General features: G+C 51.8%; 8 protein-coding genes. All 8 read right to left on the reverse strand.

Translation table 11 applies throughout. The features are described from left to right. Nucleotides 1-131: 131 nt before the first annotated feature. The 8 genes from EV202_RS01170 to EV202_RS01205 all read right to left on the reverse strand — a co-directional run bounded on the left by EV202_RS01170 (nt 132) and on the right by EV202_RS01205 (nt 16,470). Nucleotides 132-2,063 (reverse strand): MGH1-like glycoside hydrolase domain-containing protein, encoded by a 1,932-nt coding sequence (locus EV202_RS01170; protein ID WP_131924829.1) that lies wholly within the window; start codon nt 2,061-2,063, stop codon nt 132-134. Nucleotides 2,064-2,144: 81 nt separating this feature from the next. Further along, nucleotides 2,145-5,264 (reverse strand): glycoside hydrolase family 2 TIM barrel-domain containing protein, encoded by a 3,120-nt coding sequence (locus tag EV202_RS01175; protein WP_131924832.1) that lies wholly within the window; start codon nt 5,262-5,264, stop codon nt 2,145-2,147. 142 nt (nt 5,265-5,406) lie between these two features. Continuing rightward, nucleotides 5,407-6,009 (reverse strand): lysine exporter LysO family protein, encoded by a 603-nt coding sequence (locus EV202_RS01180; RefSeq protein WP_106069753.1) that lies wholly within the window; start codon nt 6,007-6,009, stop codon nt 5,407-5,409. After that, nucleotides 6,006-6,284 carry a LysO family transporter gene (locus EV202_RS01185; RefSeq protein ID WP_106069754.1) on the reverse strand — a complete coding sequence of 93 codons (279 nt, stop codon included), beginning with the start codon at nt 6,282-6,284 and terminating at the stop codon, nt 6,006-6,008. Before EV202_RS01185 ends, EV202_RS01180 begins: the two co-directional genes overlap by 4 nt. Before the next feature lie 101 nt (nt 6,285-6,385). Continuing rightward, on the reverse strand, nt 6,386-9,622 hold the full coding sequence (locus tag EV202_RS01190) for a glycoside hydrolase family 2 TIM barrel-domain containing protein (protein WP_131924835.1): 3,237 nt from the start codon (nt 9,620-9,622) through the stop codon (nt 6,386-6,388). A gap of 69 nt (nt 9,623-9,691) precedes the next feature. Then, a complete protein-coding gene (locus tag EV202_RS01195) occupies nt 9,692-11,701 on the reverse strand; it encodes an MGH1-like glycoside hydrolase domain-containing protein (protein WP_131924838.1) in 2,010 nt (669 codons plus the stop codon). A gap of 126 nt (nt 11,702-11,827) precedes the next feature. Beyond that, nucleotides 11,828-13,363, reverse strand: coding sequence for a RagB/SusD family nutrient uptake outer membrane protein (locus tag EV202_RS01200; RefSeq protein ID WP_131924840.1), 1,536 nt, complete (start codon nt 13,361-13,363; stop codon nt 11,828-11,830). Nucleotides 13,364-13,392: 29 nt separating this feature from the next. Continuing rightward, complete coding sequence (locus EV202_RS01205) at nt 13,393-16,470, reverse strand: SusC/RagA family TonB-linked outer membrane protein (RefSeq protein WP_131924842.1); 3,078 nt, start codon at nt 16,468-16,470, stop codon at nt 13,393-13,395. Nucleotides 16,471-16,590: the final 120 nt, after the last annotated feature.

Genomic DNA, 16,590 nt, shown 5'->3' on the forward strand with positions numbered 1-16,590 from the left:
CGCCTAAACGGCCTAAAGATAATGGAACATATCGAGAAAGAAAGCCTGCCGACTGTTAAAAGAGATTTTGCTCCTTTGTAGTGGGCAGGCTTTATCTGATTGCAAGGTTTCGCGTTTCTTGTGGCTATGGTCTACTCCTTGCCGTACTCCTCGTACAGCATCAGCAGATGCGATGAGCTCCAACTGAAGTGGGGAGCTTTCAGGCATTCGCCGTTGTGGGTTCCGTAGTTCTCGTGTATGGGGGCACCTTCTTTCAGTCCGCTCAGACGGTCGAAGACTTGCAGGGTATATTCATCGGCCAGTTTGCTGTAACCGTAGTTGCGCAGTCCGCGAATCGCGAAGTAGGTTTGGTCGAGCCAGATAGGGCCGCGCCAGTAGCCACGCGGGTCGTATTTGGAGTTATCGGCGGCAATGGTGGGGAAGGGGATATACGTCGAGAACTTGGCCGTATCGCGCAACATCGGCAACATGCTGTCTACTTGGGTTTGCGTGGCGATTTTCGTCCACAACGGGGTGTAAGCCTCGCAACCCGGCTCTTCGATGAATGAACCGTCTTTCAGCCGGCGGTCGCAGAAGAAGTTGATGCGCTTGTCAAAGAAGTAATCGCCCACTCGGTCGCCATAGTCCGGACCGGAGAAGGAGGTATTCAGCAGTCCGGCGAACTTTTTCAGCAGCCGGCATTCCAATGCCAGGTAGGCATTGAGGTCTACATTCTCCTGATCCATGCTCCAAGCATCGTCGGCTCCTTCGTTCTTCAGCATGGTGGCGTTGTCAAAGCGGATGGCGTTGTCCATGCCGCTTTCCCATGCGGCGGCTTCCAATGTGCCGTCGGTGGAGCCGTACTCGCATATACCGTTGCGGTTGTGGTCGCGTTTCTGGTACCACCAGTTATAGTAGGATAAGAGTTGCGGGTACATCTCGGCAACGAAAGCCGTGTCGCCTGTTTGGGTGAAGATTTCATCTACTGCCCAGCACACCAAGGGCGGTTTGCTGTCGCGGGCGTTGTTCTCTGCGGGATTGGTATAGATGCAGTCGATAATCATGCCGTCGGGCTGCTGATAGTCGAACATGGCGCGGATGTTGTTCTTGGCCAGTTCGGGGGCGAACTTGGCGGTTCCGGCACTGAAACGCCAACTGTCCCATGCCCAGAAACCGACAAAGTAGTCTACGGCATGGCTGGGTACGATGCCTTCGTGCAAGAGTCCGCCATGATGCGTGCGCCAATTGGAGATAAGGGTAGTGACGGCTTTCACGGCAATGCGGTCGTATTCGGGCTTCATGTCCGTGCGCAGCACTTTGCTGAAGTAACCTTCCCAACGCTCGGCATTGGCTTGCAAGGCGTTTTCGGGATTGTTGAGCAATGCCGGGAGATTCTGTAATCCCACGGTCATCTCCTTTTCAGAAGCAAAGAAAGAGATGGCCACGTTGACGGTGCGTTTGGAGGCGGAGACAAGAGCTGTATAGTTATGCTCCGTTTCGGTCAGCATAACATCCGGCGTGAAGGTTATGGTCACGCTTTCTCCACTCGGATGGCGGGCGATGACGGAGCTTTGCTCTACGGTCACGCTTACGTCGTCGGCCCATCGGCTACCTGTCAGAAGCAGTTTCTCCGCTTTGTCGGTTTCGATGCGCAGCAGGGCGGTAGAGGCATCGGCGAAGTTGAGGCGTTGCGTGATGCTTCCCTTGCCGGAACGAGCCGACATATACAACTCGCCGGGATAATAGCAGGTGGAGTCGGACACAAAGAGTCCCTGCGGCTCTTTGGCGAAGCCAACGGTTACGGCCGACTGTGCCATCCATTGACGTCGAAACATGTCCAGACTGAACGGGCCGCAGAAGCCGTTTATCCATTGCTCCTTTTCGGGCAGGGTGAAGCCCATCCACGAGCCGGCATCGGTGAACCAGCCGTGGCAACGATGCAGGGTGTCGGGGGTATAGGCTATGTCGAGTATGTTGTTGAAGGCGTACCTTCTTTGCTGTGTGCTTTGAACGTCGGAGGTACAGGAGGCAAGTCCTGCCGCAAGCAGGAGAAAGCAAAGGAGGAATGTAAATTTGTATCTCATATATTTAAAGGGGTTAATGGTTTTATAACGATATGTTTGTGTACTTTTTCTTTTGCGTCAAGGAAAAAGAAAGTACATCTTTTATTCCACCGCTTTAAGCGGTTGCAGCCTGAAGCCATACCTCCACTCTTTCGGGGTGATGGTATATTCGGGATGCACTTGAGCTCCCCATGTGTTATCGCCTCCCACGCCCATCTGCCGGTGGTCGATGTTGAACCATACCATCTCTTTCTTTTGGATGCTTCCGCCGTGTCGGCGTTCCATTTGCGAAGGACGATATTCGATGTCCTCCATCGGGAAGTTCCATGCACTGATGCTGAGCGGTTCTTCTCCGGTTATTAGCAGACCTTCTCCGGCTGCATTGCGCAGGGCCACCCAACGCACATCGCAGTGATTGGCTGTTTCTTGGGCACGCACATACGGATGGAATTGCTCCCATACGGTGGCGTTGTAAAGGCCTATCAAAGCACCGGTCTTGCGGTCGGCATAGCTTTCGTGCGGGCCGCGTCCCAGCCATGACATCCTTTCGTATTCGGCAGGCAGCACCATGCGCATGCCCAAGCGGGGCATCTCGCTCAGCGGCTTCTTGCCGGGAATGAAGTGCATCGTCACTTGAATGGAGCCGTCGGGACGGATTTTATAACCGGTTTGCAAGGTGGCGTCTTGCGCTTCCATGCGATAGGTGGCAGTGACGGTGGCAAGGTGCTCGGTTTCTGTCAAGTTAATATCTTGCAGCTTTGCATCACGTCCGGCGTGTTTCCATGTCTCGCAGCGTGTCAGGTGTCCGTTGGGGATGTCGTTATCGGTCAGCGGGCGCCAGAAGTTGGGTTGCAAGCCTTCTTTAATCAGGTTCTTCCCGTTGTAGACAAGTGCGGTCATCTCGCCGGTCAGGGTGGAGAAGTCCACTTGAAAGTCGTTGCCGCTCACGGTCAGTGTTTGCTCGTTACGGCGTGTGGTCAGTGTCCCGGTTATGGGGCGAACGGGTTTGGCTGCCGGGATAGTGGGTAAAGCCCATTGTTCGATGGCGGCTTCGTGTCCTTTCGGGATGAGTGGCATCGGCTGCTTGGTGAATGCGCGCAGGGTGAGGAAATACTCTTTGCCGTCGGCAGGGAGAGGTTTCAGAGGTAGTTCCATGTCGGCAGTACAGCGGGGTGCGATGGCCGGGAAATCGGCCTCTCCGCTTTGAACGGCCTGTCCGTTACACTCCACAGACCAGCGCAGGAGGTATCCTTCCAGCCCGATGAAGTCGTGGCGGTTGGTTACTTTTATCCGGTTGGCGGTGAAAGCAAGCGGCTCGAAGTGGATGTATTGCAATACCTTCTTTACTTCGTAGATATGCGGATGCAGGGTGCGGTCGGCTGCCACCAGACCGTTGGCGCAGAAGTTGGAATCGTTGACGATGCCCACGAAGCCCATGTCGCCTCCAAAGGCCCAGATGTCTCGTCCGGCTTTATCCTTGATGGCAAAGGTCTGGTCCACCCAATCCCAGATGAAGCCGCCTTGTAGTTGGTCGTACTTGTAAATCAAGTCCCAGTAGTCCTGAAGGTTGCCTACACTGTTGCCCATGGCATGGGCATACTCGCAAAGGATGAGGGGGCGGGCATCCCGTTGGTTCACGTGGCGGCGGAGCGCCCAGATGCGTGCATACATCGGACAGTAAATATCGCTTTTGCCCTCGTAGCCGCCGCCTTCGTATTGGACGGGACGTGTCGGGTCGGCCTTCTTGGCATAGCCGTAGAGCGTCTCGAAGTGCTTGCCGTAGCCCGATTCGTTACCCATAGACCAAGTGACGACGGCCGAACAGTTGCGGTCGCGGGCCATCATCCGGCTCATGCGTTGCATGAACGGCAGCTCCCAGTCGGGATAGTTGGCAAGCGTTCCGTCCTTATGGTCCATCATGCCGTGGCTTTCGATGTTAGCCTCGTCTACCATGTAGAGGCCGAACTCGGTGCATAGCTCATACCAAGCGTAGTTGTTGGGGTAGTGGCAGTTTCGCACGCTGTTCAGGTTGAACTGTTTCATCAGCCGGATGTCTTGTATCATGGAAGTCGTACTGATGGTGCGCCCCTTGTGCGCGTCGTGCTCGTGGCGGTTCACGCCTTTGAACAAGACGGCTTTCCCGTTGATTAGCTGCATGCCGTTCTTCATCTCTACCGTGCGGAAGCCGAAGAGGTGGGTGAAAGATTCCAAAGATTTGCCTTGTGCATCGTAGGTGTTCACTACCAGCGTGTAGGTGTGGGGCGTTTCGGCGTTCCATGCGCGCACGCGGGGAAATTGCTGTTGCAGGGCAAAGAGCGTGTCGGCGGCAGAAGCGGTGGTTTTCTTTTGCCTGTAGATTACGCCGTTTGCGTCCAGCACCTTTACCTCTACGGTTTGTCCCGTTTTCGGCCTGTGCAGAAGTACATCCAGTTTCAGCTCTCCGTCTTTGTAGTTGTTGACGAGTTCGGAAGTCATCCGGAAATCCTTCACGCGGCTTTCGGGACGGGCATAGAGATATACGCTGCGTTCGATGCCGCTGTATTTCCAGTAGTCCTGCCCTTCGAGGTAGGAGCCGTCGCTGTATCTGAACACCTTCACGGCCAGCCGGTTGTTGCCTTTCTTCAGCAGGCGGGTGATGTTGAAGTGCGATGGTAGGCGGCTGTCTTCCGCATATCCGGCAAGTTTGCCGTTCACCCATACGTAATAGGCCGACTCCACACCCTCGAAATCGAGGAAGACGTCCATGCCTTCCCAACCTGCCGGAACTCTGAACTCGCGGACGTAAGCGCCTACCGGATTGTAGTCGGCGGGCACGTACGGCGGATTGGCGGGGAACGGATAGCGTGTGTCCGTATAGATGGGGGCGTCGAAGCCTTGCAATTCCCAGCTGCCGGGAACTTCTATTTTACTCCACTTCCGTGTGTCGTATCCCGGCTTGTGGAAGTCGTTGGGGCAAAGCCCATTGTTCTTTGAGAAGAGAAACTTCCAAGTGCCGTCCAGCGATATGCGCCGTTCTGCCGCAGAATTCACGTCGAAACGCACTTCGGGCGGCAACGAGCGTTGTTTCATGGCGCCGGCTTCGCTGGCAAAGGGGATGAAGTGGGCGTGCATCGGCTCTCTGTTCAGCTCGTTGACTTGGGGGTTCTGCCACGGCTCGTTATCGGCCGGGGCACTGCTGCAAAGCAGCGAGGCGAGGAGAAAGGTATAAAGTCTGGTTTTCATTATGAATAAGATTTGATATATAAATAAGGTATGGCTGACGCGCTGTTTTCCTTGATTTGTCAGACACTTGTGTTTGACGCGTCAGGGACAAGTGTTTGACAAGACGGCTGCCGAAGCCTGTCCACAACCGTGTCCGAAGCCCCTATAAGGAGCAGAACAGGGTGACCAGAAACGGTACACTGAAGTCCACCACAAAGCCGTGGAAGATGGAAACCACCACAAACTGTTGTCCGGCCGTCCGCGTGATGATGGGCAGCGTGGTGTCCATCGTCGTGGCGCCTCCGGCCGAGATGGGAGCGAGGTTTCCGAACCACCGTACCAGCAGAGGCGCTGCCAGCAGTGTCAGTATCTCGCGGCTGATATTGGCCAGCAGGGCGATGGTTCCCAGTTCGGCTCCCTTGTATTCGGTGATGAAGATGCTGGAGAGCGAATAGTAACCGAAGCCCGCCCCTATGGCCAGACAGTCTGTTACGGAACGGTGAGTCAGGATGAGGCTGACCGCCGCCGAACCTGCCAACGTGCCCAGTATCGTCATCACGGGCAGAAATATCAGCCGGGGGTTGAGCGAGCGGAAATTCTTCAGTGTCTGCGGGTCGTTGCCCACGCTTATCCCCACGCTGAACATCAGTGCGCAGAGGGCGTAGTAGCCGATGTCGGTTTCGGCAATGTCGAAAGGTATCAGACCGGAAACTCCGCACAGCGCACCCAGCACGAAAAAGCCGACGATGACGAGGCTTCCTTTCATACTTCGCCTCCTTTCTGTCTGTACAGGCTCTTCCACAAGGCCCATGCGGCGGTGACGCTTCCCAGCGTTCCACCCAGCGTCAGTATCACGGCCTCCATGCCGATGGTGTGCAGGCCTTTGATAATTTGTTCGTTGCTTCCCACCTCTATGCCGAGAATGAAAAGCAGCAGCCAGATGAGCAGGGTAATGATTTGGGAGATTTTCCGTAGATTCCGTTTCCGTAAGAGATAGCCCAGCAGCATTCCGGTGAGCATCAGTCCGATGATTGCAAACATTGTCTGTATGGTTTTGTGAATAGATGGAAAGCTGTCTTACCCTCAAAAGCACTTCCTGTTCAAAGAGGGGGAGGCGCTCCTGAGGTTTGACAATTGCGAAATTACTTCATTTCCAAATATCTTTGGTTCTCTTTCACTCCTTTTTCTTGTGCAGGGCATAAGCGGAATGAGAATTCCATCTTACGGGCAGGAATCAGGTACGGTTGATGCGGGTAGGCTCCCCAACTGGTATCTCCACCCACACCCATCTGCCTGAAGTCTATGTTCCAAGTCACCATATCTTTGGGTTGGATGTCTGACATATGGCGTTGTGACTTGCGTGTGCCGGGTTCATCCAAATCTTCTGTCGGGAAGAGGTAGGCACTGCCGCTGATTGTGGGTGCACCGATAACCATCAGGCCATTGCCTTTCAAATCGGTGAGGATCATCCAACGTACATCGGTCTTGTTGCCGTTTTCTTGTGGACGGTCGTAGGCGAAGTACTGTTCGGCTACGCTACCTTTGTACAGACCCACGAAGGAAGAACCGTTGCGGTCGCAATAGTTCTCGTGCGGACCTCGACCTAGCCATGCCATTTGGTCGTATTGCTTGTTCAGGGTGATGCTCACACCCATGCGGGGCATCAAAGGTAAAGTGTCGTTGGCAGGAATGAAAGTACAGTTCACATCGAGGCTGCCTCTCGGTGAGAAGCGGTAGCGGACAATGAATTTCGAACTGGCAACTTCTTCGGGCAGACGGTAGTGTGACACTACTTCATAGCCATCTTTGTCGAGCGCTGTTTTCTCCAATGAGGTGAGTTTGGCGCCACGTCCGGCTTCACGCCACGGGCGCAGGGTCTTGTTCATGTCGTTACCCATGTCATTGTCCGTTACCGGACGCCAGAAGTTGGGACGCAGTGCTTCCTTAATCATCTCTTCCTTGCCTTCCTTGAACGAGCAGAGTGCTCCGGTGGCTTTGTCGAATCCTACACTGACATTTCCGGCAGTGAGAACAAGCAGGGCTTCGCTGTCGCTTGCCGTCACGTTGCCTGAGGCAGCTTTGGGGGTAACAGCCTTATAGAATGGAAGCTTCACTTGTTCGGCAGCCAATTGTGTACCGGCCTTCAGCAGACCCTCGTCGCGCTTCTGGCTGGCATAGAAATTCAGGTAATATTCTACTCCTTCGGAGGAATGGATGGTGGGGAACTGTGTCCGGAATACGCCTGTCTGTTGGGCGGGCAAATCTACATTATCTATGCGTCCTTGTGCCAATACTTCGCCGTTGCCTTCCAAACGCCAAGTGAAGTCAAAGTCATTCAGGTTAGTGAAGAAGAACTTGTTTCTAAGCTCTACCAATCCTTCGTGATAATTGAGCAATCTGAAAGCCATATTCTGGTACACCCGTTTCACTTCATGTATGTGGGGCTTCAATGTGTGGTCTGCGGCAACCAGGCCGTTCATGCAGAAGTTGGCCGAGCTTGGAGTGCCTTCGGGGGCAAGGTCGCCGCCGTAGGCCCAGTAGAACTTACCGTCGTCGGTCTTGTTGTAAAGGCCCTGGTCCACCCAGTCCCAGATGTGACCGCCTTGTAGAGAAGGGTACTTCTCGATGATGTCCCAGTAGTCTTGCAGATTGCCCACACTATTACCCATAGCATGAGCGTATTCGCAGAGGATGAGGGGCATGGTGGGCAGATAGAGAGCATGGTTTATCAATACGTCTATCTTCTTGTACATGGGGCAGAAGATGTCGGTGAAAGGACGGTTTTTGCCAGAGTCCTCGGAGTGTACAGGGCGTTGGGAACGGTCGTGGGCATGAATCCAAGCATAGGTGGCTTGGAAGTTACAGCCTGAGCCGGTTTCGTTGCCCAATGACCAGATAATGACGCAGGGGTGGTTCTTGTCGCGTTCAAACATACGTTCTGTGCGGTCGATGAAAGCCTTCTGCCATTCGGGTTGGTTGGCGAGGCATTGGACGGGTTTGTAACCCATGCCGTGGCTTTCGATGTTAGCCTCGTCTACTACATACATGCCGTAGATGTCGCACAGTTCATACCAGCGCGGGTCATTGGGGTAGTGGGAGGTGCGCACGCTGTTGATGTTGTTTTGTTTCATCAGTTCCAGGTCGCGTATCATGGAGGCCTCGTCCACTACATGGCCGTGGTAAGGGTCGTGTTCGTGGCGGTTTACGCCCTTGATGTAGACGGGTTGCCCGTTGACGAGTAACTGTGCATGTTTGATTTCCGATTTGCGGAATCCGATGTTGCGGCAGATGTACTGTGTCTGGCCGTTGGCACGTAGTGTAATCATCATCTGGTATAAGTTGGGCTTTTCAGCACTCCACAGCAGGGGCGCTTCGATGTGTTTCAGGAAGTGTAGCTTGTTGTCTTTGGCGCATTGACGTTCGGTGTAGATGACTTTTCCCTCTTTGTCCGTCAGGCTCACTTCCACTTCGGCACCTTTTACCTTGGGCGTTTGAGTACGTTGGGAGCTTTGGGCATTGTCCAGTTCCACATAGAGGTGGAAGTCGGCATCCTTGTACTCGTTGTCGAGGTCGGTCACTACTTCAAAGTCGCGCACGTGGATGTTGGGACGAGCATAAAGGTACACGTCACGTTGTATACCGGCAAAGCGCCAGTAATCCTGATCCTCTAAGTAGTAGCCGTCGCTGAACTTGAATACCTGCACGGCAATCTCGTTCTGTCCGGTTACTGCATAGGGGGTGATATCGAACTCACTGGGGGTCTTGGAATCTTGAGAGTACCCCACTTTTTTACCGTTGACCCACACATAGAAAGCTGAGGCCACGCCTCCGAAGTGGAGGACGATTTGCTTGCCTCTCCAGTTGGCAGGGATGTTGAATGTGCGTTTGTATGAGCCTACGGGACTGTTTTCCACGGCAATGAGTGGCGGGTTGCGCTTGATGCCGTAGCCGGCACCTACATAGAAAGGATGGCCATAGCCTTCCATTTCCCAATTGGCGGGCACTTTGATGTTGCCCCATCCGCTTACATCGTGGCCTTTTTCAAAGAAGTCCATCGGGCGCTGGTCCGAACGGGGAACAAACTGAAACTTCCAGGTACCGTTCAACGACTGAAAATATTCCAATTGACTCTTGTCGTTCTTCACTGCTTTCTCTTTGGTGGTGTAGGCCATGAAGGTGGCGGCGGAAGGCAGACGGTTGATGTGCAACACATCAAAGTTCTCCCAATCGTTGTCCGAGTGAGGATATTTGTCGGTTCTTACGGCGGTTTCCGCTTTCTTGGTGTCGCCCGTCTTGTTCATGGGTGTACCGTCGTACTGTGCAAATGCGCATAACGGTAGCATCAGTGCGAGGGTGCAGATTGAATGTATCTTATTCATATTCGTATGCTTTTAATGATGTATAATCGTTTGTCTTTTCAGACTTTTGAGAGCTGTTTTGCGTGAGAGTTACTCATCGAGCAGCATCTTGATGATACATGCCGAACTCCAGCCGAAGTTAGGCGAATTGAGCGCTTCGCCGGTCAGCGGGTTGTAGTTCTCGTGGATAGGGCCGTCGGTGGTGAGTCCTTGAGCGCTATTGATGAACTTCTCAGTCAGTATGTCGGCTTCCCGGTCGAAACCATAGTTACGCAGGCCGGTGATACCGAAGTACACTTGGTCTACCCAGACCGGGCCGCGCCAGTAGCCGCGCACGGGACGCAGGCGAGGATGGCTGATGTCCAAGGTACCCAATGGAAGGGTGGAGTTGAACTTCTGCGGGTCCATCATCTTCTGCATCACCTGTTTGGCCTGTTCGGGAGTGGCGATGCCTGCCCAGAGTGGCAGCCAGCATTCGGCACCCATCACTTTGATGTGCTCGCCGATATCGATACGGGTGTCGTAGAAGAATCCGGTTTCCTTGTCCCACATCTTTGTCTGTACGAATTCCTTGATGACTTTGGCTTCGGCATTAAGCTGTGCCGCCAGTTCGGGCTTGTTCAGGAGGGTTGCCATTTCGGCGAGGATGGTTTTGTCTACGTAGAGGAACGAGTTCAGGCAGATGTTCTCCTGGTTCATGGACCATGCCTTCTCGCTGTTTTTCTGCATCACGGTATCGTCAAAGCGTACGCCGTTGTCCATGCCGCTTTCCCAACAAGCAGCAATGAGAGTGCCGTCGGTGGAACCGTATTCGCAGATACCGTTGTGATTGTGGTCGCGCTCGGCATACCACCACTGATGGAACTTATAGAGCTTGTCAAACATTGTTTCGAGGAATTTCTTGTCGCCGGTAGCTTTATACACGTTCATGGCTCCCCAGGCGGCTACGGGCGGTTTGGCATCGCGCCAGTTATTGTATTTCTTGTTGTAGCTGATGAAGTCGGGTACCATGCCGTTGTCGGCTTGATAGTCGAAGAGGGTAATCATTTCGCTTTTGGCTATCTCCTCGTTGAAATGTACGTTGCCCGAAGCAATCTTCCAGGAGTCCCACGACCAGATGCCGTTGATGAATCCGTTGTACGACGGGTTGCTGCCGCCATGCAGGATGTCACCGGCAGGAGTGCGGTAGTTGGTATTCAGGGTCATCATTGCCTTTACCAGTACTTTGCGGTATTTGTTGTCGTGGAGATACTTGCTTTTCCCGTTCAGCAGCGAAGCGATTTGTGCGTTCCATTGCTGTTCGTTTAGTTCAAAGCAATTGTCTATATTCAGCGTTGCTATGGCAGCCAGTTCTTTGGCTGTGTCTTCACCGCGCAGCGTCAGGGTTTGGGTCATCTCCGACTGATAAGTCTTGCCGGGTTCCAGGGTCATTTCACTTTTTTCTGTGACGTGCAGGCTATCGCTCCCCACAGCCTGAATCTTGTCTGCTGTGAGGAATCGGATTACCGTGTTCGTGGAATCTTTGGGGCGGATGAAAGAGAGACCTTTATCTATGCTGCTTACGACAGAGGTAGGCTCGTATACGCCTCCGTTCCAGTCGAAGCTGACCTTTACCGTTTTTTGGCTCATATTCTTCACGATTGAACGTATGGCTACGGAACGTGAGGTGAGGTAGCACAATTCGGTAGTGAAGTTTAAATTCTCATCGTTGTATTCCTGTATCAGTTTGCCGGGGAGGTATTGGGTGGTCTGTACATTGTACACCATCCTATACTGTTCGCCGTTCACCCACAGCGTAGGTTCGGCGAGTCCGGCAGCTATCCATCCGCGTCCGGTCATGACCATAGGTCCCATGAAAGCACCGGCATGGCGACGGTTTTCGTTGTCGGGCAGTGAGTATGCCATCCAAGCACCTTTGTCGGCAAAGACGTAGGCATCCCAGTCTACGGCTCCGGCGGGAGTGTTCTTTATGTTGATAAGATTACAGAAGTCCGCTTGCTTGGATAAAAGCGGTTCTGAGGAAGTGGGAACTTTGAGGCACGAGGCCAGTATGCAGGCAACGATACCGGTCAAAGCGATGTTTTTATTTGGATGTCTCATGGTAAATTAAGTATATGATGAAATGAAGTTTTGAAACAGAGAGTTCTATTAAAGGCAATCTCTATCGGATGGGAGCCCGTTTCCGGCATTTCGCTTCCGATAGAGACTGAGTTGTAGGGTTATCGGTTATTTTGTGTAACCTTCGTTTTGTACCCAATCAGGATTCATCAGGAATTCTTTGTGAGGGATAGCGAGTCTGATATGCTTGGTCGATATGAAATTGCTTGCGAAAGGCTTTTCATGACTCTTAAGTGCGTCTTCCACAATGCCCCAACGGATGAGGTCATACCAGCGTGAGCCTTCGAGGGCCAGTTCGCAAGGACGTTCCACATCCTGCAGGTGCTTCAGCACTTGTTCTTTACTTAGGGTGTCGGGCAGTAGCGTTACGTGTACACGGTCACGTACTTTGTTGATGTATTTGATGGCTTCTTTAGAGTTTCCTTCATCGTTCAGACACTCGGCATAGAGCAACAAGATGTCCGCATAGCGGATGAGGGGGATGTTGAAACCGGAATAATCCCAGTAATCACCCAATGACTTGTCGTAAGTCACATATTTGCGCCAGTAGATATTGTCTTCTTGGTGGTAATCACTGAATCCTTTGCCGTCTTCGTAATAGAACGGACGGGATTTGGGATTGTCGAAAATGATAGTCTCATACAATCGGTCGCTGTATTCTCCATCTTCGGTGAGGTCTTTCTTCAGTGTATTGAATAACCATTTGGATGGATATGCTTCCTCGTATGCGCCACAGCCACTGTCGGGACCCAAGTGCAAGGTAAAGAGATTGTATTCGTTGTGCCCGCCTTCCAGACTTCCGGTGAACTGTACTTCAAGGATGGATTCCTTGTTGTTCTCGTGTAGTCCGTTGAAGTTGTCGCCATAGTTCTCCATCAGTTCATATCTGTGACTGTCAATGACTTTCCAGAATTCTATTTTGGCTTTGGCCTTTTCGCCGATGAACATATAGTATTTGCCTAAGAGTGCTGCGGCAGTATATTTAGTGACGCGTCCGACCATGTTTGTATTCCGCTTTTCGGGAAGGTTGGCTTGACATTCACTCAGTTCTGTCTCGATGAAAGTCTTCAGTCTGCCGGCTTCTACCTGAGGAGGATAGAATTCCTCTTCGGTACCTTCGAGTTCGTGCTCGAACATCGGTAGTCTTTCACCGAAGTTGATGAAGAGACGGTAGTAGTAGAAGGCTCTCAGAAAACGTGCCTCGGCAATACTGGTCGCTTTGGTCTGCTTGATGCCTTCGTCATCGTTGTCGGGCACATTGGGAATGTTGTCCAGACACTGGTTGCAATAGTTGATGCTGGTATAGAGGTTGGTCCATTCGTCGTTGGGTACGTAGTTGGTCGATTCGTTGTTGTACATGGCCAGTTCCATCCAGGCGGTCACGTCGGGGCGGTAGTCCAGCTCGTCGCTGCGGTAGTTGTCTATCACAATGTAGCGTTCGAAAGGTTGCGCCCATTCGATGGTAGGCTGTAGGCCAGCGTAGGCTGCGGTAAGTCCTTTGAGGATGTCGGATTCGCTCTTCCAGAAGTTTTCGGGGTCCAGTGAGTTGGGGTTTCTGTCTTCATCCAGGAAATTCCCGGTACATGAAGAGAGTGCCAGGCCTCCTAAGACTGAGGCGCACAATAATATATTCTTTAATTTCATAATCATCTGTTTTTTAAGTTTTGGTTCAATTAAAATCCGAATTTAATACCAGCCATGAAAGTGCGGCATAGAGGTGATGAAGCATAGTCGTAACCCATGCGGTCAATACCACTGTTGGTAGAGGGGTCATAACCACTGTAACCGGTGATGGTAAAGATGCGTGTACCACCTACATAGAAACGGAGGTTGCTGATACCCAACTTACCGCAAACCGTAGAGGGCAGGTTGTAGCCCAGTTGCAAGTTGTTCAGGCGGAAGAAGTCGCCTCGTTCGATGAAACGGTCGGAAGTGCGGGCATTCTTGTTCGGGTCGCCGTATACAGCACGTGGAATGTTGGTGTTGGGGTTCTCTGGAGTCCATGCTTTCAGTGCGTTTCTGCCATAGTTGAACTTGGTATCCATACGTTCCAATTGGTATTTGGTATAGTTGTAACGGTCTACACCGAGGTCACCGTAGAAGTTGGCTACCAAATCGAAGTTCTTGTAATTCAGTGTTACGTTGAAGCCGATAGAGACCTTGGGGCAACCGTTGCCCAGAAGCTTCTTGTCATCGCTGTCCAGCATGCCGTCACCGTTTTGGTCTACGAAGCGGAGGTCACCGGGTTCTGCGTTGGGTTGCATGGGAATCCAGTTGCCTTTGCTGTCCTTGCGTCCGTGTGATTCTTTCCAAAGTTTGGCTTCTGCTTCATTTTGGATGATACCTGCGGTTTCGTAAGCCCAGAATTCACCGAAGTAACCACCCACGTAGGTACGTGAAGCACCATATTCGTACATATAGTTGGGGTCTGCCATTGATTTCAGTTTACTCTTGAAGTGGCTCAGGTTGAAGTCAAGGTCATATTTGAAGTCCTTACCTGCATTACCGTGGTAAATCAGTTGCATTTCCATACCGGTGGTGCGCAGTTCACCGTCGTTCACCGTCAGTGCACCGTAACCGGTAGACAGACTGATGTTCTTTTCGGAAAGCATGTCCTTGGTGTCCTTGATGTAACCTTCAATCGAGAATTCCAGTTTGTTGTTCCATAGACTCATGTCCACACCGATGTTCTTGTAGAAGGTAGTTTCCCACTTGATGTTCCTTGAGGGAAGGCTACGTACTGCATATCCCTGGTTTACGACTTTGCCGTCGAAGGGGTAGTTGATGTTGTCGGCGTTGGAGTCCAATTTGGGAATGTAGAGATAGAGAGGTACCGATTGGTTACCGAGGGCGCCGTAGCTCATACGCAATTTGAAGGAGCTGACTGTTTCTTTCATATCTTCCCAGAAAGGTTCGTTGGCAATGTTCCAACCTACTGATACAGAGGGGAAGAACCCCCACTGGTTACCGTCGGCAAAACGTGAAGAACCGTCATAGCGGAACGAGGCCATTAACATGTAGCGCATTTTCCAACTATAGTTCACACGGCCAAATACGGAACGCAAGCCGCTACGGGTCTTTTCACCTTGCACACCATAGTCTTTGCGTGCCTGGCCCAGAATGCCCATGTCGTTGTTCTCGAATTCGGAACCCGATGCACCCAATAGGTCGTAAGTGCTTTCTTCTTGTGAAGCTCCCAGCAGGAAGGCGAAGTCGTGACTGTCTTTGATGGTGAAGTTGTAGTTGGCAGTCAGTTCCAGCAGGTCGTTGACGCTTCTGGTGCGGGTTTGTGATAGTGAGGCGCTTTCGTTCCACTTCATGGCACCCAGTTCGTAAGTAGGTTTGAATACGCGGGTTTCGCGGAAAAGGAGGCTACGGCTTGCCTGTGCCTTGATTACTAGTCCCTTGATGGGCTCATATTGCATATAGCCCGATCCTTTGATGTAATCGGTGGCACGGGTATTCTCAATCAAGTTGTTGTAACCTACCATGTTGGCAGCATCACTCATGTTCATGCCGGGGATGGCACCACCGTATCCGCCGTCACAATTCTCGTCATACAGACGTGCGATAGGTTCCATGTTGGTCACTTGGTATATGCCGGGAAAACCTGAGTTGGCTTCCATTTCCGATTCCCAACGGCTGTAGTTTACCGATTCGCCCACTTTGAACTTGCCGCGTTTCATGTCTGAGTTTAAGCGGAAGCCATACTTCTCGTCACCCGTGCCGGTCACGATGGCTTCGTTCTTTGAATAGAATACGGACAAAGCTACGTTGGCATTCTCACTACCACTAGTGTACCCCACATTGTATTTCTGTGTGAAGCCGTTGCGGTAGTATTCGTCCTGCCAATCGGTGTCTCCAAACTGTGTGGGGTCTTGCTCATAAGTCGCAATGTAAGCAGGCCAGTTTTTGGGGTTTTGACCGGCGTTTGTGCGGGCCATCTTTGCCATGTGGATAAATTCTTCGGCATTGCAGACGTCAAGCTTTTTGGCTATCTGATCCACTCCCCAATAAGCTGAGAACGTGATTTTGGGTTTGGATTTGGCACCACGGTAAGTCTCAATCAGGATAACGCCTGCGGCGGCGCGTGCTCCGTAAATAGCGGCGGTGGAAGCGTCTTTCAATACAGACATTGACTTGATGTCTTCGGGGTTCAGAAAACTCATATCACCCGGAACTCCATCGATAATTACCAACGGAGAGTTGTCTGTTCCATAAGTGGTTACACCGCGCACCTGCAGGCTGGGAGTGGAGCCGGCAGCACCGCTACCAAAGTTAACTATCAAACCGGGAGCCATACCCTGCAGGGCAGTTTCGGCATTAGCGGTAGGTATGTTGTTTAGTTTATCGCCCGATACGGAACTTACCGAACCGGAAACATCCGATTTCTTTTGTGTGCCATAACCGATAACGACTACTTCGTCCAGTAGTTCGGTGTCTTCTTTCAGCACCACTTTCAATTCCTTGCGACCATTGAGGGCGATTTCTTGTGGAGCATAGCCCACGTAAGAGATAATAATAATAGCTTTGGGGGAAACGCTGAGAGTAAAGTTACCGTTGATGTCAGTGATTACTCCATTTGTTGTTCCTTTCTCTAATACACTGGCTCCGATGACAGATTCACCGGAAACATCGGTTACGGTACCGTTCAGCTGAATGTTCTGTGCCAATGCGCCCATAGGCAGCATAAAAGCAAAGAAGAGAAGTAGCTGAATGACTCTTTCTCTGTAGTAGTTACTTTTACTCATTTGAATAAGTTTTTAAGGTTAATACTATTGGCTTTTCACAATGCTAAATTAAACTTCATAAACAAGAAACGCTAATGAATGTTATCTATAAACGGACTACAAAAGAGGGATATTCTTTGT

This window comes from Prevotella heparinolytica (genome assembly GCF_004342845.1).
Taxonomy (GTDB): domain Bacteria; phylum Bacteroidota; class Bacteroidia; order Bacteroidales; family Bacteroidaceae; genus Bacteroides; species Bacteroides heparinolyticus.